Source organism: Caballeronia mineralivorans PML1(12) (assembly GCF_001028175.1).
Taxonomy (GTDB): domain Bacteria; phylum Pseudomonadota; class Gammaproteobacteria; order Burkholderiales; family Burkholderiaceae; genus Caballeronia; species Caballeronia mineralivorans.
The window spans coordinates 1-20823 of the sequence record NZ_AEJF01000009.1 but is presented as its reverse complement, the minus strand read 5'-3'; the positions used below and the strand labels follow the sequence as shown (position 1 = coordinate 20823).

The 20823-nt window shown below is 60.7% G+C and carries 18 protein-coding genes and 1 pseudogene; 17 read left to right on the top strand and 2 right to left on the bottom strand.

Features of this window, described 5'->3' with window-relative positions:
- The first annotated feature begins 24 nt into the window (after positions 1 to 24).
- The 13 genes and pseudogenes from hisC (at position 25) to cysM (ending at position 13395) form a co-directional block, all read left to right on the top strand.
- The gene (gene hisC, locus EOS_RS01605; protein ID WP_047844856.1) at positions 25 to 1140 is read left to right on the top strand and encodes a histidinol-phosphate transaminase; all 1116 of its coding nucleotides are present in this window, start codon (positions 25 to 27) and stop codon (positions 1138 to 1140) included.
- A gap of 89 nt (positions 1141 to 1229) precedes the next feature.
- A complete protein-coding gene (locus EOS_RS01600) occupies positions 1230 to 2153 on the top strand; it encodes a prephenate dehydrogenase (protein ID WP_082163185.1) in 924 nt (307 codons plus the stop codon).
- A gap of 31 nt (positions 2154 to 2184) precedes the next feature.
- Complete coding sequence (aroA, locus tag EOS_RS01595) at positions 2185 to 3489, top strand: 3-phosphoshikimate 1-carboxyvinyltransferase (RefSeq protein ID WP_047844855.1); 1305 nt, start codon at positions 2185 to 2187, stop codon at positions 3487 to 3489.
- 76 nt (positions 3490 to 3565) lie between these two features.
- Complete coding sequence (gene cmk, locus EOS_RS01590) at positions 3566 to 4240, top strand: (d)CMP kinase (protein WP_047844854.1); 675 nt, start codon at positions 3566 to 3568, stop codon at positions 4238 to 4240.
- A gap of 179 nt (positions 4241 to 4419) precedes the next feature.
- Positions 4420 to 6135: a 30S ribosomal protein S1 gene (gene rpsA, locus EOS_RS01585; RefSeq protein WP_047844853.1), complete on the top strand. Its 1716-nt coding sequence runs from the start codon at positions 4420 to 4422 to the stop codon at positions 6133 to 6135.
- 21 nt (positions 6136 to 6156) lie between these two features.
- Positions 6157 to 6495: an integration host factor subunit beta gene (locus tag EOS_RS01580; protein WP_047844852.1), complete on the top strand. Its 339-nt coding sequence runs from the start codon at positions 6157 to 6159 to the stop codon at positions 6493 to 6495.
- 389 nt (positions 6496 to 6884) lie between these two features.
- On the top strand, positions 6885 to 7178 hold the full coding sequence (locus EOS_RS01575) for a lipopolysaccharide assembly protein LapA domain-containing protein (RefSeq protein ID WP_047844851.1): 294 nt from the start codon (positions 6885 to 6887) through the stop codon (positions 7176 to 7178).
- A 75-nt stretch (positions 7179 to 7253) separates the two neighbouring features.
- On the top strand, positions 7254 to 8429 hold the full coding sequence (lapB, locus tag EOS_RS01570) for a lipopolysaccharide assembly protein LapB (RefSeq protein ID WP_047844850.1): 1176 nt from the start codon (positions 7254 to 7256) through the stop codon (positions 8427 to 8429).
- A gap of 128 nt (positions 8430 to 8557) precedes the next feature.
- Complete coding sequence (locus tag EOS_RS01565; protein WP_047844849.1) at positions 8558 to 9949, top strand: UDP-glucose dehydrogenase family protein; 1392 nt, start codon at positions 8558 to 8560, stop codon at positions 9947 to 9949.
- A gap of 4 nt (positions 9950 to 9953) precedes the next feature.
- A complete protein-coding gene (rfaE1, locus tag EOS_RS01560) occupies positions 9954 to 10916 on the top strand; it encodes a D-glycero-beta-D-manno-heptose-7-phosphate kinase (protein ID WP_053063716.1) in 963 nt (320 codons plus the stop codon).
- Positions 10917 to 10923: 7 nt separating this feature from the next.
- Positions 10924 to 11916, top strand: a complete 993-nt coding sequence (gene rfaD / locus EOS_RS01555; RefSeq protein WP_047844848.1) for an ADP-glyceromanno-heptose 6-epimerase — start codon at positions 10924 to 10926, stop codon at positions 11914 to 11916.
- A 74-nt stretch (positions 11917 to 11990) separates the two neighbouring features.
- Positions 11991 to 12321 (top strand): annotated as a pseudogene (locus EOS_RS01550) (ComEA family DNA-binding protein).
- A gap of 171 nt (positions 12322 to 12492) precedes the next feature.
- Positions 12493 to 13395 carry a cysteine synthase CysM gene (cysM, locus tag EOS_RS01545; protein ID WP_047844847.1) on the top strand — a complete coding sequence of 301 codons (903 nt, stop codon included), beginning with the start codon at positions 12493 to 12495 and terminating at the stop codon, positions 13393 to 13395.
- Between the two features lie 119 nt (positions 13396 to 13514).
- Here cysM and mltB read toward each other — a convergent pair whose 3' ends face one another.
- Positions 13515 to 14687: a lytic murein transglycosylase B gene (mltB, locus tag EOS_RS01540; RefSeq protein WP_047844874.1), complete on the bottom strand. Its 1173-nt coding sequence runs from the start codon at positions 14685 to 14687 to the stop codon at positions 13515 to 13517.
- Positions 14688 to 14995: 308 nt separating this feature from the next.
- On the opposite strand from mltB, the gene EOS_RS01535 reads away from it, so the two are divergent.
- On the top strand, positions 14996 to 15919 hold the full coding sequence (locus tag EOS_RS01535) for a histone deacetylase family protein (protein ID WP_047844873.1): 924 nt from the start codon (positions 14996 to 14998) through the stop codon (positions 15917 to 15919).
- Positions 15920 to 15952: 33 nt separating this feature from the next.
- On the opposite strand, the gene EOS_RS01530 is transcribed toward EOS_RS01535, so the two are convergent.
- Complete coding sequence (locus EOS_RS01530) at positions 15953 to 16849, bottom strand: alpha/beta hydrolase (RefSeq protein ID WP_047844846.1); 897 nt, start codon at positions 16847 to 16849, stop codon at positions 15953 to 15955.
- A gap of 313 nt (positions 16850 to 17162) precedes the next feature.
- Between EOS_RS01530 and EOS_RS01525 the strand changes: the two genes are divergently transcribed.
- The 3 genes from EOS_RS01525 to EOS_RS01515 all read left to right on the top strand — a co-directional run bounded on the left by EOS_RS01525 (position 17163) and on the right by EOS_RS01515 (position 20746).
- Entirely contained in the window at positions 17163 to 17912 is a 750-nt protein-coding gene (locus EOS_RS01525; protein ID WP_047844845.1) for an electron transfer flavoprotein subunit beta/FixA family protein, read from the top strand.
- Between the two features lie 13 nt (positions 17913 to 17925).
- A complete protein-coding gene (locus tag EOS_RS01520) occupies positions 17926 to 18861 on the top strand; it encodes an electron transfer flavoprotein subunit alpha/FixB family protein (protein ID WP_047844844.1) in 936 nt (311 codons plus the stop codon).
- A 94-nt stretch (positions 18862 to 18955) separates the two neighbouring features.
- Positions 18956 to 20746 (top strand): acyl-CoA dehydrogenase, encoded by a 1791-nt coding sequence (locus EOS_RS01515; protein ID WP_047844843.1) that lies wholly within the window; start codon positions 18956 to 18958, stop codon positions 20744 to 20746.
- Positions 20747 to 20823 lie beyond the last annotated feature (77 nt).

The window sequence follows — 20823 nt, the reverse complement described above, 5'->3', positions numbered from 1 at the left end:
CCCTTTAAAAACGCTGGAGAAAACATGACATCGCAATTCGGCCCTTCCTACGTGCGCGCGATCGCGCCTTATATTGCCGGCAAGCCCATCTCGGAAGTGGCGCGTGAATTCGGACTCAACGAAGCGGACATCGTGAAGCTCGCGTCGAATGAAAATCCGCTCGGCATGCCTGAGTCGGCCAAACTCGCGATGGCGCAAGCCGTGGCGGAACTCGGCCGCTATCCGGACTCGAACGGTTTCGACTTGAAGGCAGCGCTGAGCGAGCGTTATGGCGTGCCGCCCGAATGGGTCACGCTCGGCAACGGTAGCAACGACATTCTCGAAATCGCCGCGCATGCGTTCGTGGAGAAGGGCCAGTCGGTTGTCTATTCGCAGTATTCGTTCGCCGTGTATGCACTCGCCACGCAGGGTCTGGGCGCGCGTGCGATCGTCGTGCCGGCCGTGAAATACGGTCACGATCTCGATGCGATGCTTAGCAGCATTGCCGACGACACGCGTCTCGTGTTCGTCGCGAATCCGAATAATCCGACGGGCACGTTTATCGAAGGCCCGACGCTCGAGGCGTTCATCGCGCGCGTGCCGCGTCACGTGGCGATCGTGCTAGACGAGGCGTACACGGAATATCTGGCGAAGGACAAGCGCTACGATTCCATCGACTGGGTGCGCCGCTATCCGAATCTGCTCGTGTCGCGGACGTTTTCGAAGGCGTTCGGGCTGGCCGGATTGCGCGTGGGTTTTGCCATCGCGCAGCCGGAACTGACCGACTTGCTGAATCGCCTGCGTCAGCCCTTCAACGTGAATTCGATGGCGCAAGCCGCTGCGATTGCTGCCTTGAAGGACACCGCGTTTCTGGCGAAGAGCGCAGAGATCAACGCGGCGGGTTATCGCCGGCTGACTGAAGCCTTCGACAAACTCGGTCTGGAATATGTGCCATCCGACGGCAACTTCGTGATGGTGCGCGTGGGTAGTGACGACGCCGCCGGACAACGCGTGAACATCGCATTGCTCAAGCAAGGCGTGATCGTGCGGCCGGTTGCCAACTATGGTTTGTTTCCATGGCTGCGTGTCACGATCGGCTTGCCGGACGAGAACGAAGCGTTTATTGCTGCGCTTGAAAAGGCGCTGTCGGCGACTGCTTGATTAGTTTCGCCCGGGCTTTTTTAGATAAAACCCGGGCTCGTTCGATTGTTCACCCATCGCGCCGAAAGGCGCGTTTTTATCGATGTCTCGTGGCCGCGTTCTCATTCAATAAACTCGTGATTTTCGGCGTCGGCCTGATCGGCGGATCGCTTGCGCGCGCTTTGCGTGAACGCTCAGGTGCGACCGGCGAGGTCGTAGGCGTTGGGCGTTCGATGAAGTCTGTCGAACGCGCGCTGGAGCTCGGCGTGATCGACTCGGCCGTGCTGCTCGACGACGATCGCGCGCTCGAGCATGCGCTGCGTGGTGCCGATTTCGTGCTGATCGCCGCTCCCGTCGCGCAAACGGCGCCGTTGCTGCGGCGGATCGCGCCGTTTCTCGACGCACGCACCATCGTCACCGATGCCGGCAGCACAAAAAATGACGCCGTCTCGGCGGCGCGCGCCGCGCTGGGCGATCGCGCTGCGCAGTTTGTGCCGGGCCACCCGATTGCCGGGCGCGAATCGAGCGGTGTCGATGCCGCGTTGCCCGATCTCTACGTCGATCGAAACGTGGTGTTGTGTCCGCTGCCGGAGAACACGCCGGAGTCGGTGGAGCGCGTCGCCGCGATGTGGCTCGCGACTGGCGCGAGCGTGCATCGAATGTCGGCTGAGCAGCATGACGGCGTGTTCGCGTCGGTGAGCCATTTGCCGCACGTGTTGTCGTTTGCGCTCGTCGAGCAGATTCTGGAAGCGCCAGATGCCGCACTCAAGTTCTCGTTCGCAGCCGGTGGTTTCCGCGATTTCACGCGCATCGCGGCGTCGAGTCCGGAAATGTGGCGCGACGTGTGTATCGCGAACCGGGCGGCGCTGCTGACTGAAATCGATGCTTATACCAAGGTGCTGGCGCGTTTTCGTGAGGCTATAGATGCCTCCGACGGCGCCGCGCTCGAAGCCGCATTCGAACGCTCGCGCACGGCGCGTAGCGTTTGGCAACAAGGCGGCGCGATCAAAGCCGCCGATGATTCCACACAATAGCTAGCTGGACCTGACTAACTGGACTTGACCCATGGAACACCTCGATCTCGGACCTTTTTCACGTGCGTCCGGCACGGTCCGGCTACCCGGATCGAAGAGCATTTCTAACCGTGTTTTGCTGCTCGCCGCGCTGGCAGAGGGCGAAACGGTGATTACAAATCTGCTCGATTCCGACGACACCCGCGTGATGCTCGCCGCGCTCGACAAGCTGGGCGTCGAAGTGAAGAACGACGGCGAGCGATGTGTCGTAAAAGGCACGGGTGGTGGCTTTCCGGTGAAATCGGCGGAGCTTTTTCTTGGCAATGCGGGCACAGCGGTGCGTCCGCTCACGGCCGCGTTGGCGCTGAACGGCGGTGAATATCGCGTGCATGGTGTGCCGCGCATGCATGAACGGCCGATCGGCGATCTCGTCGATGGCTTGCGGCAGATCGGCGCGCAGATCGATTACGAAGCGAACGACGGTTTCCCGCCGCTGCGCATTCATCCGGCCGAGATTGCCGTCGATCAGCCGATCCGTGTCCGCGGTGATGTCTCCAGCCAGTTCCTGACCGCTTTGCTGATGAGCTTGCCGTTGGCCCGGAGCACGCGCGGTCCGATCGTCGTGGAAGTGGATGGCGAGTTGATCTCGAAGCCGTACATCGACATCACGATCAAGCTGATGGAGCGTTTCGGCATGACCGTCGAGCGCGATGGCTGGAAGAGCTTCACGTTGCCGGCTGGCGCCCGTTACGCGTCGCCGGGAACGATCGCGGTGGAAGGTGATGCGTCGTCGGCGTCCTACTTCCTCGCAGCCGGTGCGCTGGGTGGCGGACCGCTGCGAGTGGAAGGCGTGGGCCGCGCGAGCATCCAGGGCGACGTGAATTTCGCCGATGCCCTCATCCGCATGGGCGCCAACGTGATGCTGGGCGACGACTGGATCGAAGTGCGCGGCGTGGAATCTGACGACGGCAAACTCATGGCCATCGACATGGATTTCAACCTGATTCCCGACGCCGCGATGACGATTGCCGTCGCCGCGCTGTTCGCCACCGGCACGACCACGCTGCGCAATATCGCGAGCTGGCGGGTGAAGGAGACGGACCGGATTGCTGCGATGGCCACGGAGCTGCGCAAGGTCGGCGCGACGGTGGAAGAGGGCGCGGATTACCTCGTGGTGACGCCGCCGGCTCAACTGACGCCCAACGCAGCCATCGATACCTACGACGACCATCGCATGGCGATGTGTTTCTCGCTCGTGAGCCTGGGTGGCGTGCCGGTGCGCATCAACGACCCGAAATGCGTCGGCAAGACCTTCCCGGATTACTTTGAGCAATTTGCGAAGCTCGCGAAGGCCTGAGGACCATGACGAATATGAACGCAACGATGAAAGCCCCGACCCCGCGCGCAGCCGCTCGCCGATCCGGACGTCTCCGATGAAACACATTCGTCCCTTTCACCAGACTCCGGTTATCACCATTGACGGCCCGACGGCTTCGGGCAAAGGCACGGTCGCTGCGGTTGTCGCGGCCACGCTAGGTTTCCACTTACTCGATAGCGGCGCGTTGTACAGGCTGACGGCGCTCGCGAGCGCGCGCTACAACATCGAACCCGACGACGGCGACGCGCTCGCCGAGCTTGTCGCGGATCTTCACATCACGTTCCGGGAAGGCTTGGCGCAGCTCGACGGCGTGGATGTATCGACGGAAATTCGCGCCGAAGAAATCGGCAATCGCGCCTCGGCAATCGCCGTCCACGCCCAGGTTAGGACGGCGCTGATTGCCCGCCAGCGGGCGTTTCGCAAGCCTCCGGGCCTCGTTGCCGACGGCCGCGACATGGGCACCGTTATTTTCCCCGATGCAACGCTCAAGGTGTTTCTCACGGCCAGCGTTGAAGCACGGGCTGCCCGGCGGCATAAGCAATTGATACAAAAAGGCTTTTCTGCTAATATGGAAGACTTGCTGAGAGATTTGCGCGAGCGCGACGCACGGGACAGTAACCGGGTAGCCGCACCGCTCAAGCCCGCAGCGGACGCGAAGACGCTGGATACCTCCGGGTTATCTGTCGACCAGGCTGTCGATCAGATCATCGGTTGGTTTCATTTGGTTTAGCGCAATTCACGTGTAGTTTGTTGCAAAAAGCCGACGTTTGGCGGCTTTGCTTTGGAGCTCCATGAGAAACATGGAGCGTGTTTTAACCCCTCAACCCCGTGTGGCGCTCGCCTTTTTTGCCATCGGTCCGAACTGATTCGGGCAGGCATCGCGAAGCAGCTGCGCAACTATCGATTTTTATGTCCGACCTGCAAACCTCTACCCCGAATACCGAATCTTTTGCGGCTCTGTTTGAAGAGTCGCTGACCAAGCAGGACATGCGTGCGGGTGAAGTCATTTCCGCCGAAGTCGTGCGCGTCGACCACAATTTCGTGGTCGTCAACGCTGGTCTCAAGTCCGAAGCCTACATCCCGCTCGAAGAGTTCCTGAACGACGCGGGCGAGGTAGAAGTGCAGGCGGGCGACTTTGTTTCCGTGGCTATCGACGCCCTGGAAAACGGTTATGGCGACACCATCCTGTCGCGCGACAAGGCGAAGCGTCTGGCTTCGTGGCTGTCGCTGGAAAAAGCGCTCGACAACAACGAACTCGTGACCGGCACGATCACGGGCAAGGTCAAGGGCGGCATGACCGTGATGGTCAACGGCATCCGCGCGTTCCTGCCGGGTTCGCTGGTTGACACGCGTCCGGTCAAGGACACCACGCCGTACGAAGGCAAGACCCTCGAATTCCGCGTGATCAAGCTTGACCGCAAGCGTAACAACGTCGTGTTGTCGCGCCGCGCCGTGATCGAAGCCACCCAAGGCGAAGAGCGCGCAAAGCTGCTCGAAACGCTGAAGGAAGGCGCGATCGTGGAAGGCGTGGTCAAGAACATCACGGACTACGGCGCATTCGTGGACCTCGGCGGTATCGACGGCCTGCTGCACATCACGGACATCGCATGGCGTCGCGTGCGTCACCCGAGCGAAGTGCTCTCGGTTGGCCAGGAAGTCACCGCGAAGATCCTCAAGTTCGACCAAGAGAAGAACCGCGTTTCGCTGGGTATCAAGCAACTGGGCGACGATCCGTGGGAAGGCATTTCCCGCCGTTACCCGTCGGGCACGCGCCTGTTCGGTAAGGTCACCAACATCACCGACTACGGCGCATTCGTCGAAGTGGAATCGGGTATCGAAGGCTTGGTCCACGTGTCGGAAATGGACTGGACGAACAAGAACGTTGCACCGTCGAAGGTTGTGCAGTTGGGCGACGAAGTCGAAGTCATGGTTCTCGAAATCGACGAAGACCGCCGCCGTATCAGCCTTGGCATGAAGCAGTGCAAGCCGAACCCGTGGGACGACTTCAGCCGCAACTTCAAGAAGGGCGACAAGCTGGAAGGCGCCATCAAGTCGATCACCGACTTCGGCGTGTTCATCGGTTTGCCGGGCGGCATCGACGGTCTGGTTCACCTCTCGGACCTGTCGTGGAGCGAAACGGGCGAAGAAGCGGTTCGCAAGTACAAGAAGGGCGACGAAGTCCAGGCTATCGTTCTGGGTATCGACGTCGAGAAGGAACGCATTTCGCTGGGCATCAAGCAACTCGAAGGCGATCCGTTCAGCAACTTCGTGGCAATGAACGACAAGGGCGCGACGGTCGACGGTGTGGTCAAGTCGGTGGACGCGAAGGGCGCAGTCGTGACGTTGACGGCGGACGTGGAAGGTTATCTCCGCGCCTCGGAAATCGCTCAGGACCGCGTGGAAGATGCTCGCAACGTGCTGAAGGAAGGCGACAAGGTCAACGCGATGATCATCAACATCGATCGCAAGTCGCGTGGCATCAACCTGTCGATCAAGGCCAAGGATTCGGCTGAACAGCAGGAAGCAATCCGTGGTCTGGCTTCGGCCGACTCGAGCACGGCTGCCACCGGCACGACGAACCTTGGCGCGCTGTTGAAGGCCAAGCTCGACGGCCAGAACGGCTAAGCCGCAAGGTACTGCTGCAGTATGACCAAATCGGAATTGGTCGCCCAACTGGCGCTGCGATTTCCGCAACTTGTTCTTAAAGATGCGGATTTCGCGGTGAAGACGATGCTCGATGCGATGTCGGACGCTTTGGCCAACGGCCATCGCATCGAAATCCGCGGCTTCGGCAGTTTCGGCCTCAATCGTCGTCCATCGCGCGTTGGACGCAATCCCAAGTCGGGGGAGAAGGTGCTGGTACCGGAGAAATTCGTACCGCATTTCAAGCCTGGCAAGGAGTTGCGTGAACGGGTAGACGGACGCGCGGGAGAGCCGCTGAAGCAGTCGAATGAATCGGACAGTGACGAAGACGACGACGTTTAAGCGGCGTCCGCGTTGCTTCGGTTGAAATCAGCGCGCGGATCGAAACAGCCAGCGGCAAATGACCGGAAAAAGCACCCGCAAGGGTGCTTTTTTTATGCCTCGGCGGCGCGTACGTCGCTCTCGCTGCCGTTTCGCACGCTCGTTCGCCATCGTTATTTTGCCCGGCACCGCGGAACGGTAAACTCGCGCAAACGTCCTGCCTATCGGCCTATCGTCCCAAGCCGTTGCGCATTGCCCCATACGCTTCAATTACAATACCGGACGCCAACAACCAAGGGCAGCGTGGCCCGCGCTTTGCGTCACTCGTGGATCCCGGTGTGTATCGGTGCTGTATCCGGTGCCCGTGTGGCCCTCTGCGTCGTTCCGCTATTGCCGTCAAAGAGACCCTTATGAAATTTTTTGTCTGGCTGATCCGTGTACTGGTTTTCGTACTCCTGCTCGTGCTGGCATTGCTCAACAAGCAAAGTGCGACACTCAATTTCCTCGCCGGCTACTTCTGGCAAGCGCCGCTGATTCTGATCGCGTTGGCGTTTTTTGTCGTCGGCTTGCTGGCGGGATTGCTCTCGTTGCTGCCCTCGCTGTTTCGCTTGCGGATGGAAAATGCCCGGCTCAAACGTGAATTGCGGGTGGCGCACGATGTCCCGGTCGTGCCGATGGAACCGCCTATGCCGCCTCTGATCTGACCGGCTCGCGCCAGTGCGGCCGGGTGCCCGCTTCCGGCACCCCGCGCTGGCCCTTAACTCTTTTCAAGAATCCGCATGGATCTAGACTTCTGGTGGCTGCTTGTCATTCCGATCGCATTCGCTCTCGGCTGGATGGCATCCCGCTATGACCTGAAAACGCTGCTGTCCGAAAACGCGAATCTGCCGCGCTCGTATTTTCGCGGCCTCAATTTCCTGCTCAACGAGCAACACGACAAGGCAATCGACGCTTTTATCGAAGTTGCGAAGCTTGACCCTGAAACCATCGAACTGCACTTTGCGCTCGGTAACCTGTTTCGCCGGCGCGGCGAGACGGACCGGGCGATTCGGGTGCATCAGAACCTGCTGAGCCGCGCCGATCTGCCGGTTGCCGAACGCGATCACGCCCTGTTCGAACTGGGCCAGGATTTCCTGAAGGCGGGCATGCTGGACCGCGCCGAGGAGACGTTCCGTTCGCTCGAAGCCGGCGAATATGCGCTCGGCGCGCAGCGTGCGTTGCTGACTATCTACGAGATCGAGAAGGACTGGAAAAAGTCGATTGCAACCGCCGGGCGGATTGAAGAGATGGGCGCGGTGTCGCTCGAGAAGGAAGTCGCACAGTTCCATTGCGAACTCGCGCAGGAAGCACTGCAGCGCAAGAATCCAGCGGAAGCCCGGGCGGAACTGAAGCTCGCGCTCGCGGCCAATCCCGACAACGTGCGGGCGACGATCCTGGTTGGCGACGTCGATGCCGCCGGTGGCGATCTGGAGTCCGCCATCGCGTGCTGGCGTCGCGTGGAAGCGCAGAATGCTGCGTATCTGCCGCTCGTCGCGGAAAAACTGGTGCAGGCGTATGCGCAACTTGGCCGAACGGGTGAGGGCGTTGATCTGCTCGTTGACTACGTGAATCGCTATCCGTCGAACGACCTGCTCGATGTGGCGTTCAAGCACGTCGCGGAACTGCGCGGACTGGAAGCGGCACACACGCTCGCTCGCCATCAGATGCAAACGTCGCCGAATGTTGCCGGCATGACGCGGCTGCTGGAAGCGCAGGTTGCCACGGCCGAGGAACCGCGTCGCAGCGAACTCGAACTGATGCGCACGCTAGTCAAGCAGCGGACCAAGAACCTGCCACGCTACACGTGCCAGAATTGCGGTTTCCGCGCGCGTCTCTTTTACTGGCAGTGTCCTGGCTGCAGCGGCTGGGAAACCTATGCGCCGCGCCGCGTCGAGCCGATCACCGCATCCACCTGAACGCGGATTCGTGACCACGGACTTGAGCGCGGCCAGGCTCGCACGGGACGTGCAATGTTTGAACCGATCGGACTTAGCGGCCGTTTTGGCCTGATCCTTCGACAATCACCGGTTTCTCCGGAACGCTTATGAAAATATCCATCATCGGGACGGGCTACGTCGGACTAGTGACCGGCGCGTGCCTCGCTGAAATTGGCAACGACGTGCTGTGTCTGGACGTCGATGCACGCAAGATCGAGATCCTCAACAACGGCGGCGTGCCGATTCACGAGCCGGGCTTGCACGAGATACTAAAACGTACTCGGGCCGCCGGCCGCATTCGCTTTTCCACCGATATCAAGGAAAGCGTCGAGCACGGCGAGATCCAGTTCATCGCGGTCGGAACGCCGCCGGACGAGGACGGTTCCGCCGACCTGCAGTACGTGCTCGAGGCGGCGCGCAACATCGGGCGTTATGCGAACGGCTTCAGGGTGATCGTCGATAAATCGACGGTCCCGGTCGGCACAGCCCAGCACGTGCGCAACGTGGTCGAAGAGGAATTGAAGGCTCGTGGGATTGAACCGACAGGGAAGAACGCCTTTTCGGTTTTATCGAATCCGGAGTTCCTGAAGGAAGGCGCTGCCGTCGACGACTTCATGCGCCCCGACCGCATCGTGCTCGGCGTGGACGACGACGAAGCCGGTCAGCGGGCGCGCGAAATGATCAAGCGCCTCTATGCGCCGTTCAACCGCAATCACGATCGAACGCTCTACATGGACGTGCGTTCGGCGGAATTCACGAAGTACGCCGCGAACGCCATGCTCGCCACGCGCATCTCGTTCATGAACGATCTATCGAATCTCGCCGATGCCGTGGGTGCGGATATTGAAGCGGTGCGTCGTGGCATTGGTTCGGATCCGCGCATCGGGTATCACTTCCTGTATGCCGGCTGTGGTTACGGCGGCTCGTGTTTCCCGAAGGACGTTCAGGCGTTGGCGCAGACGGCGCGCGAGAACGGGCATCGGCTGCGGATTCTGGAAGCCGTGGAAGAAGTGAACGATCTGCAAAAGGAAGTCCTTGTCGGCAAGATCACGAAGCGCATGGGCGAAGACTTGCGCGGCCGCACGTTCGCCGTGTGGGGCCTTGCGTTCAAGCCGAATACCGACGACATGCGCGAGGCGTCGAGCCGCCGGCTGATTGGTGCGCTGCTTGAGCGTGGTGCGACGGTTCGTGCTTACGATCCGGTGGCGCTGCCGGAAAGCCGCCGTGTATTCGCGCTCGATCTCGCCGATAAACCGCAGCAACTCGAGCGCCTGCATTTCGTCGATTCGCAGAAGGACGCGTTGTCCGGCGCGGATGCCCTGGTGATCGTGACCGAGTGGAAGGAATTCAAGAGCCCCGACTTCGCGCATTTGAAGAGCGAACTCAAGATGCCGGTCATCTTCGATGGCCGCAACCTGTATGAACCTGAAGCGATGGCGGAACTCGGCATCGACTATTTTGCAATAGGACGTCCCCATGTCGAATTCCCCGTCGCCTGACGCAATGGTGCCCGCCGTCGGGTCGAACGCTCCCGTTCCACCGGTCCCGCGCGCGCGCATTGCGGCGGCGCGTGTGCTGGTGGTCGGCGACGTGATGCTCGACCGCTACTGGTTCGGCGATGTGAACCGTATCTCCCCGGAAGCGCCGGTGCCGGTCGTGCACGTGCAGCGCAAGGAAGACCGGCTTGGCGGCGCGGCGAACGTGGCGCGCAACGCGGCCGCACTGGGTGCGCAGGCGGGCTTGCTGTGCGTGGTCGGACACGATGAGCCGGGTGAGCGCATCGTGGAATTGCTGGGGGAGAGCCGGGTCACTGCGTTCCTCGAACGCGATCCCGAATTGCTCACGACCATCAAGTTGCGCGTGTTGTCGCGCCAGCAACAACTGCTGCGCGTCGATTTCGAAAATTCGCCGACGCACGAAGTCCTGAGCGCGTGTCTCGCCCGATTCGAGACGCTCTTGCCGCAACACGATGTGATCCTGATGTCGGACTACGCGAAGGGCGGCCTGACGCATGTGACGCAAATGATCGCCAATGCGAAGCGAGCGGGCAAACCGGTGCTGGTCGACCCGAAAGGCGACGACTGGGACCGCTATCGCGGCGCCACGCTGATCACGCCGAATCGCGCGGAATTGCGCGAAGTGGTCGGGCGCTGGAACTCGGAAGAAGATTTGCTTGCGCGCGTGACGGCGTTGCGTGAATCGCTCGATCTCGGCGCGTTGCTGCTCACGCGGTCCGAAGAAGGCATGACGCTCTTCACCGCCGGCAAAGTCGTCCACACGCAGGCTGATGCGCGCGAAGTGTATGATGTTTCGGGTGCCGGCGACACGGTCATTGCAACTGTTGCAACCATGCTGGGCGCGGGTGTGCCGCTGATTGACTCGATCGCTTACGCCAACCGGGCAGCGGGAATCGTCGTCGGGAAGCTCGGTACGGCGACCGTCGACTACAACGAACTTTTCGCCTGACATCACCATGACAATCATCGTTACCGGCGCGGCCGGGTTTATCGGCAGCAACATCGTCAAGGCGCTCAACGAGCGTGGCGAACAGCGCGTGATCGCAGTGGACAATCTGACGCGCGCCGACAAGTTCAAGAACCTGGTCGATTGCGAGATCGACGATTACCTCGATAAAACCGAGTTTGTCGCGCGCTTCAAGCGCGGCGATTTCGGTAAGGTCAAAGCGATTTTCCACGAAGGCGCGTGTTCGGACACGATGGAAACCGACGGCCGCTACATGATGGAAAACAACTTCCGCTACAGCCGCGACGTGCTTGATACGTGCCTGGAGCAGGGCGTGCAGTTCCTGTACGCATCGTCGGCGGCGGTGTATGGCGGATCGAGCGAGTTCGTGGAAAGCCGTGAAGTGGAAAAGCCGCTGAATGTGTACGGCTACTCGAAATTTCTCTTCGATCAGGTTATCCGCCAGATCTTGCCCACCGCGCGCAGCCAGATTGCCGGCTTTCGCTACTTCAATGTATATGGGCAGCGCGAAAGCCATAAAGGGCGCATGGCGTCCGTGGCGTTCCACAACTTCAACCAGTTCCGCGCCGAGGGCAAGGTCAAGCTCTTTGGCGAATACAACGGGTATGGCGCGGGTGAGCAGACGCGCGATTTCGTGTCGGTGGAAGATGTGACGAAGGTCAATCTGCACTTCTTCGATCATCCGGAGAAGTCGGGTATTTTCAACCTCGGCACGGGGCGCGCGCAGCCGTTCAACGACATTGCGTCGACGGTGGTGAACTCGTTGCGGGCGATTGATGGCGAAGCGCCGTTGTCGCTGGCGGAGCTCGTGCAACGCGGGTTGATCGAATACATTCCATTCCCTGACGCGCTGCGTGGCAAGTACCAGTGTTTTACGCAGGCGAACCAGTCGAAGCTGCGCGAGGCGGGGTACGACGCACCGTTCCTGACGGTTCAGGAAGGCGTCGATCGCTATGTGCGTTGGCTGTTCGCTCAGCTATAAAAGCACTCGCCGTTTTCCTACACGGGGTCTCCCGGTCAGCGATCGTCGCCGACCGGTTTTCAAGGGAGACTCACATCATCAAGAAACTTCTCGCGGCCTTCACGCTGGCCGTATCCATGGGTTCGGCGTTCGCTGCCGTGGATATCAACAACGCCAATTCCGACGCGTTACGCGGCATCAAGGGCATTGGGCCGGCCAAGGCGAAAGCCATTCTCGATGAACGCGAAGCACACGGTCCATTTAAAGACGCGGCCGAGTTGAGCAAACGCGTCAAGGGCATGGGCGGCAAGACCGTTGAGCGGCCTGCAGGCTGAAGGGCTGACCATCGGACCGGGTGGGGCGCAGGTGGCGGCTGCGGCCGCCGGGACCAAACCGGCTGCCGCTGCGGTTACTGTGAAGAAGTAGCGCGGGCTGGCGCATCGCTCGGCGCGCCGGTCGATCGATACGCCTTCTGCTCGCCGGCAGCCCGCAAAGCGCCCGCAAACCAACCCCTGCGTCCAATAGGGCCGCCCGGCACCCAGAAACCCCCTAGGCTACAATCGATAGCTTATCGACCGCAGCAACCCACGACCCGCTATGGCTTACAAGACTATCGAAGACACCATCGGCAATACGCCACTGGTGCAACTGGTCCGCATCCCGGACGACGAAATTCGCAGCCGCAACAACGTGATTCTCGGCAAGCTCGAGGGCAACAACCCGGCGGGGTCGGTGAAGGACCGCCCGGCACTCTCGATGATCAAGAAAGCGGAAGAGCGCGGCCGCATCAAACCCGGCGACACGCTGATCGAATCGACCAGCGGCAACACCGGTATCGCGCTCGCCATGGCCGCCGCTATTCGCGGCTACAAAATGGTGCTGCTGATGCCGGAAGACCTGTCGATCGAACGTCGCCAAAGCATGGCTGCCTACGGCGCGCAAATCGTGCTCACGCCGGTAACCGGCGGCATGGAGTACGCACGCGATCTGGCTGAACAAATGCAGCGCGACGGCAAGGGCATCATCCTCGATCAATTTGCGAATCCGGATAATCCACTCGCCCACTACGAGACGACCGGCCCGGAACTTTGGCGCGACACCGAAGGCCGCATCACGCACTTCGTGTCCGCCATGGGCACGACCGGCACGATCATGGGCGTGTCGCAATATCTGAAGGAACAGAACGAGAACATCGAGATCATCGGGGCGCAGCCGGAAGAAGGCTCACGTATCCCGGGCATTCGTAAATGGCCCGAAGCGTATCTGCCGAAAATCTTCGATCGCAGCCGCGTAGATCGCACGGAAAGTGTCAGTCAGGCCGCATCTGAAGCGATGGCGCGGCGGCTGGCATCGGTGGAAGGCATCTTTAGCGGGATCTCTTCCGGCGGCGCGTGTGAAGTGGCGCTGCGCGTGGCGCGTCAGGTCGAGAATGCGACCATCGTGTTTGTAGTCTGCGATCGCGGTGACCGTTACTTGTCGACGGGCGTGTTCCCGGCCTGACATCGGCTTGGGTCATACGCGAAAGCTAAAACGAAAGCGCAAAAAAAGCCCGGCACTACCGGGCTTTTTGTATCCTGCCTTTTTGTATCCTGCGTCAGCTACGACGCCTCACCGCTACGTCATTGCGAAGCTGAAACACCAGCATTACCTGCCGACATCTGTGCCTTCACCGCTTCACCAAGCTGATACACCGCGAGCGCATAAAAGAAGCTGCGGTTGTAGCGCGTGAGCACATAGAAGTTCTTCAGGCCAAGCGTGTATTCAGTCGCACGGCCCGGCGTAGGCAAGTCGACTACCGTCACCGGCGTACCCGCTTCGGCCATTGTGTTGAGCCCCGGCTCGCTCATCAGCATCCCGGCTTTCGTGAGTTGCGCGAGCGACCAGTGCGGTTCGGGCTGACCATCGGCGGCGGCTTGCGCAACGCCTTGGCTGCCGGTGTCGCCGGCGATCCTCCAGACCACTGGCCGTCCCGATTCCCAGCCGTGTTGCTTCAGATAATTCGCGACGCTGCCGATGGCGTCGGCGGGACTGGTCCGCAAATCGATATGGCCGTTGCCATCGAAATCCACTGCGTACTGAACGATGCTGCTAGGCAGGAATTGCGGTATGCCGATCGCGCCCGTGTACGAACCGAGCACGGTGGTCGGATCGATTTGCTGGTCGTGCGTCCAGACCAGCAAATCCTCGAGATTCTTGCGGAACGTCGCCTGGCGCTCGGTGCGATTCGGCGTGTCGGGATAATCGAAGGTCAGCGTGGTCAAAGCATCGAGCGCGCGGAAATTGCCCATATAGCGGCCATAGATGGTTTCCACGCCGATAATCCCGACAATCGCTTCCGGCGGCACACCGTATTGATCCGACGCACGCTGCAGCGCAGCCTGATTCGCGCGCCAGAATTTCACACCGGCCGCAATGCGCACCGGCTCCACAAAACGTGCCTGGTATGCGTGCCAGTTCTTGCTGGCGGGTGTGGGCGAAGGCAGCACCAGTTTCACGGCCGTCGCCGAATAACTCACGCGATTGAAGAGGTCGTGCAAGGCGGCGGAATCGAAGTCGTAACGCGCGACGAGATCGTTGATGAACGCATCCACATTGGGATTGTTCGCGTAACGCTGCGGCACGATTTCCTCTTCGAACATCTGCCCTTGCGGTGTCGGAGGTTGCGGTTGCGATTGCGCAACTGCCTGACCGATACCCAGTGTGCCGAGTGCGCCAACGAGGCAAGCAACTGAGGCGAGGCGCGCGGTTCGCGCCGAAAGAGGCAAGACGGTCGATGCAAACTTAAAGGTCATAGTGTGCGTAATTGTGGCGGTGTAACGCGAGGCGCGCTGGAAAAACGCGCAGGGCATACGAGAGTCGGATCAGTATAACCGACGCGTTTTCAGCGCTATCCCGAAAGCCCCGCTGGCGAGCGCGCAGGCCGCAAAAACGGTGGTGAAGGACTGTGTCATTTTCAATGTGGTAACTTAACAAGAACCCGCGCGGTGCGCGCGTTCGGCCGCTAACAGGCAGGTGGCCGAAAACGTTGGCATCGCGTACGACAAAAACATCCGAACGATTCGAGACACGCGGCACGGCACGCCCTGCTGCACATACCATCATGGCTACCGGTTTTTATTCGCATCCAGATTGCCTTCTTCACGACATGGGGCCGTGGCATCCCGAGTGCCCCGCGCGTCTTCAGGCGATCGAGGATCAGTTGATTGCGAGTCGTATCGACACGTTGATCGAGCGCGAAGAAGCACCGCTCGCGAGTGAAGAGGACCTGGCGCGGGTTCATACGCAGGCGCATATCGATTTCGTCAAAGAGACGGCGCCCTCAGTGGGCCGTGCGGAGATTGACCCCGATACGTTGATGTCGCCGGGCTCTTATCACGCCGCGTTGCGCGCGGCAGGCGCCGCAGTCGCCGCCACCGACGCCGTGATCGCCGGCACTTACGACAACGCGTTCTGCAGTGTGCGGCCACCGGGACATCACGCGGAACCGGCGCGCGCGATGGGCTTCTGCCTTTTCAACAACATTGCGATCGCGGCGCGTCACGCGCTCGAAGTGCATGGTCTGGAGCGCGTGGCCATCATCGACTTCGACGTGCATCACGGCAACGGCACGGAAGCCGCATTCTCGGGCGATCCGCGCGTGCTGATGTGCAGTTTTTTCCAGCATCCGTTTTACCCGTATAGCGGCGCCGACAATCACGCGTCGAACATGGTCAATCTACCGATGCCCGCGCGTACGAAAGGTATGGCCGTGCGCGAAGCCGTCGACCTGATGTGGCTGCCGAGACTCGATGAATTCAAGCCGCAGATGATCTTCGTCTCCGCAGGTTTCGATGCGCATCGAGAGGACGATCTCGGCAATATGGGCCTGGTCGAGGATGACTACACGTGGCTGACCGAGCAGATCCGCGCGGTGGCGAAGCGGCATGCCAAGGGCCGTATTGTCAGTAGTCTCGAGGGCGGGTACAACTTGTCGGCGCTCGGGCGCAGCGTGGTCGCGCATGTGCGCGCGCTGGCCGAGATCTGATCGTCTACCCTCGAAGAACAAACGATCAAAAGCCTACATGCGTGTCCGCTGAAGCTCGGCGCGCACGAGCGCCCAATCGATCAGCGCCTTGATCACGCGATCCCGGTCAAGGTCGTTGAGCGTCTCGTGATAGCTGCCTTCCAGGATCATCAGCGTGCTATCCGTTGAACCGGTATTGGCCTCGAATTCGCGGCTGCCGTCCGGGTTGGTGAGCGCGTCTTGCGTGCCGTGAAACACGAATAGCGGCAGGTTGATCGAGGCACGTCCAGCAGCGATGCGCCGCATGGCGGCCACGATCTGCGCTGCCGTTCGCGCGGGTATCGGCCGATGATGAACGAGCGGATCGCGCCGGTTCGCCTCGACCACGCCGTGCGCGCGCGACAACGTGGCTGGATCGACGGTCATCGCGGGGAAGCGCGGCATCAAGCGGCTGATCAAACCACCCAGCTTGAGCTTCCAGCGCGGCGCGCTCGCCGGCGGTTTAAGCGCAGCGCTCGACAAGATCAGCCCGGCAAGTTTCCGGCCGTTTTCCGGCAGGCGCTCGATTGCGTAAAGCGCTGCTATCGCGCCACCCATGCTATGTCCCATCAGGAACAACGGAATCTTGAGCGGCGCGGTCGTTTCCGCCGCGTTGAGGAGGGCGTCAGTGTCAAGCAGATAGTCGTCGAAGGATTCAATCCACACGCGCTCGCCCGGCGATTTGCCGTGGCCGCGCAGATCCGCCGAAATCAATTCGATTCCCGCCGCGTTCAGGCGCAGCGCGAAGGCGTCGTATCGACGCGCGTGCTCCGCCAACCCGTGCACCAGTGCGATTCTCGCCAGCGGTTTGGGGAACGTGGCAGCGGCTTGCCACCGGTGAAGATGAAGGCCGATGCCATCGCGTGTGGCGATGCTGCTGGTCGAATACGTGCTGTGCGCGGTTTTTTGCATGGTCTGACGGCCAAATCGGGATGCCGCAGATGATAGTCCGGATGCGCATTGCGAGCCCGCTGCTTGTCTGGAGCAAAAGGGTCACAAGAACCACTGGCCAAAAAGCCGCAAATGTGCCGGTTCTAGAGCACAACCCCGATTGCTATCCGTGGGGTTCCATGCGTAAAATAGAACGATCGTGCTGTAAAAATAAGCATCCACTGATTGTGCAAAGCCTGACGGACTTCGCCGGATCCGCCGTAAGCATTCGGCGGCGGGAGTCACTCGTTATAATGGGTTTGGGATGACGTATTCGTAACTTAGGAGCGTGTGCATGAAAATCTTGGTGCCAGTCAAACGCGTGGTCGACTACAACGTGAAAGTCCGGGTAAAGCCGGATGGCAGTGCAGTCGATATCGCGAACGTGAAGATGTCGATGAACCCGTTCGATGAAATCGCCGTGGAAGAAGCCGTGCGCCTGCGCGAAGCGGGCGTGGCGACCGAAGTAATCGCAGTGTCGTGTGGGGTCACGCAATGTCAGGAAACGCTGCGTACTGCGATGGCGATTGGTGCGGATCGCGCGATCCTGGTCGAATCGACTGAGGAATTGCAGCCGCTGGCAGTGGCGAAGATCTTGAAGGCGCTGGTCGATAAAGAGCAGCCGCAATTGATCATCCTCGGCAAGCAGGCGATTGACGACGACTCGAACCAGACGGGTCAGATGCTTGCTGCGCTGGCCGGTTTGCCGCAAGCAACGTTTGCCTCGAAGGTGACGGTGGCCGATGGCAAAGTCACGGTATCGCGTGAAGTCGATGGCGGTTCGGAAACGCTGTCGCTGACGTTGCCCGCGGTGATTACCACGGACTTGCGCCTGAACGAACCGCGTTATGTGACGCTGCCCAACATCATGAAGGCCAAGAAAAAGCCGATGGAAACGCTCAAGCCCGCGGACCTGGGTGTTGACGTTACGCCGCGCCTGAAGACGCTCAAAGTTGCCGAACCGCCGCAGCGCTCCGCAGGCGTGAAGGTGCCGGACGTGAAGACGCTGGTCGAGAAGTTGAAGACCGAAGCCAAGGTTCTGTGAGGGAGTTAGGAAAGTGACCATTCTTGTAATTGCAGAACACGACAACGCATCGATCAAAGCGGCGACGTTGAACACTATCGCGGCTGCTTCGAAGATCGGTGGCGATATCCACGTGCTGGTCGCGGGTTCGAACGCGCAAGCGGCAGCGGATGCAGCGGCAAAGATCGCTGGCGTGAGCAAAGTACTGCTCGCCGATGCCCCGCAACTCGCCGATGGCCTCGCGGAGAACATCGACGGTACGGTGCTTCAGATTGCGAAGAACTATTCGCATATTCTGGCTCCGGCGACTGCCTACGGTAAGAACATCGCGCCGCGCATTGCGGCCCATCTGGACGTGGCGCAGATCAGCGACATCACCGCAGTGGACAGCGCGGACACCTTCGAGCGTCCGATCTACGCGGGCAATGCCATCGCCACCGTTCAATCAAGCGATGCGATCAAGGTCATCACGGTTCGCTCCACCGGTTTCGATCCGGTAGCGGCCGAGGGCGGCAGTGCATTGGTAGAGAAAATCGAAGCGTCGGCCGACGCGGGCATCTCCAGGTTCGTGAGCCGCGAATTGACGAAGCTGGACCGGCCGGAACTGACGTCGGCGCAGATTATCGTGTCGGGCGGACGGGGTTTGGGCAGCGGCGAAAACTACATGAAAGTACTCGAGCCGCTCGCCGATAAACTCGGCGCGGCGCTCGGCGCATCGCGTGCTGCTGTGGACGCGGGGTTCGTGCCGAACGACTATCAAGTCGGCCAAACCGGCAAGATCGTCGCGCCTAGCCTGTACGTCGCCGTCGGCATCTCGGGCGCGATTCAGCACTTGGCCGGGATGAAGGATTCGAAGGTCATCGTCGCGATCAACAAGGACGCGGAAGCGCCGATCTTTGGCGTCGCGGACTATGGACTCGTGGGTGACTTGTTCACGGTCGTGCCGGATCTCGTGAAAGAACTTGGCTGATCGTTCTTAAAGCCACTGGCTGGAAAGAAAACAAGACCGAAAAAAGGGGCGACATACGTGCGCCCCTTTTCACATCTGTTGGAGGAGACAAGACATGAGCTATAGAGCGCCCGTCAAGGACATGCTGTTCGTGATGAAGGAACTAGCCGATATCGAAAGCATTGCAGCGCTACCGGGTTTCGAGGACGCCAGTCTCGACACGGCGCAAGCCGTACTTGAAGAAGCCGCGCGCTTTAACGGCGAGGTGGTCGCGCCGTTGAATTTCGAAGGCGACAAGAATCCGAGCTTTTGGAAGAACGGCGAGGTCACGACTACGCCCGGTTTCAAGGAGGCATTCCGCCAGTTCGGTGAGGGCGGCTGGCAAGGTGTGCTGCATCCCCTCGAGTACGACGGTCAGGGCTTGCCGAAGCTGATCGCTACGCCGTGCATCGAAATGTTGAACGCGGCGAACCTGTCGTTCGCGTTGTGCCCGCTGCTCACTGATGGCGCTATCGAAGCGTTGCTCACGGCCGGGACCGAGGAACAGAAGCAGCTCTACGTGCCCAAGCTGATTTCAGGCGAATGGACCGGCACGATGAATCTCACCGAACCTCAAGCAGGCTCCGATCTCGCGCTGGTTCGCACGCGCGCCGAGCCGCAGGGCGACGGCTCGTTCAAGGTGTTCGGCACGAAGATTTTCATCACCTACGGCGAGCACGATATGGCGAAGAACATCGTCCATCTTGTGCTGGCGCGTACGCCCGGTGCGCCCGACGGCGTGAAGGGCATTTCGCTCTTCCTGGTACCCAAATTCCTCACCGATAAAGACGGCACGCTCGGCGCTCGTAACGACGTGCATTGCGTATCGATTGAACACAAGCTCGGTATCAAGGCGAGCCCGACAGCCGTGCTGCAATTTGGCGATCGCGGCGGCGCGATCGGTCATTTGATCGGCGAGGAAAATCGCGGGCTGGAGTACATGTTCATCATGATGAACGCGGCGCGTTTTGCGGTCGGGCTGCAGGGCGTGGCCGTGTCGGAGCGGGCGTATCAGAAGGCCGCCGCGTTCGCGAAGGATCGTGTGCAAAGCCGGCCGGTGGATGGCTCGGCCAAACAGCCGGTGTCGATCATTCACCACCCTGACGTGCGCCGCATGCTCTTGAGCATGCGCGCACTGACGGAAGCGTCGCGCGCGCTGGCTTACGTCGCGGCGGCGCATTGCGACTTCGCGCATCATCATCCTGATGAAGCCGCGCGAGCCAGTCATCAGGCCATCTACGAATTTCTCGTGCCGATCGTGAAGGGCTGGAGCACGGAGCTTTCCATCGATGTCGCGAGCCTCGGCGTGCAGGTCCACGGCGGTATGGGATTCATCGAGGAAACGGGCGCGGCGCAGTATTACCGCGATGCCAGAATTCTCACGATCTACGAAGGCACGACCGCGATCCAGGCCAACGATCTGATCGGCCGCAAAACCGTACGCGACGGCGGCGCGACCGCGCAGGCGATTTTTGCGCAGATCGATCAGACCATCGCGCAGATGGCCGAGCGCGACGGGCAGGCCTTCAAGTCGATGCATCGGCATTTGAGCGCGGGAACGCTCGCGCTGGCGCGGGTGGTCGAGTTCATGGTGGCGAAGGTGAAAAGCGATCCGAACGCGGTGTTCGCCGGCAGCGTGCCGTACCTGAAGCTGGCAGGCATTGTGTTGGGCGGATGGCAAATGGCGCGCGCGCTGCTGGTGGCAACCAAGAAGCGCAGCGAGGACGAAGCGTTTTATGGCGCCAAGATCGCGACGGCCCAGTTCTTCGCCGAGCATATTCTGTCGCAGGCGCCGGGCATCGAAGCATCGATTGTCAGCGGCAATGGGCAGGAAGGGTATCTCGCGTTGAGCGAGGATCAGTTCTGATTCGATGAGCGGCTTTCCGTGCTGACAAAAAATGCCGTCACGACTTTCGTCGGGACGGCATTTTTGTTGAAGCGTGC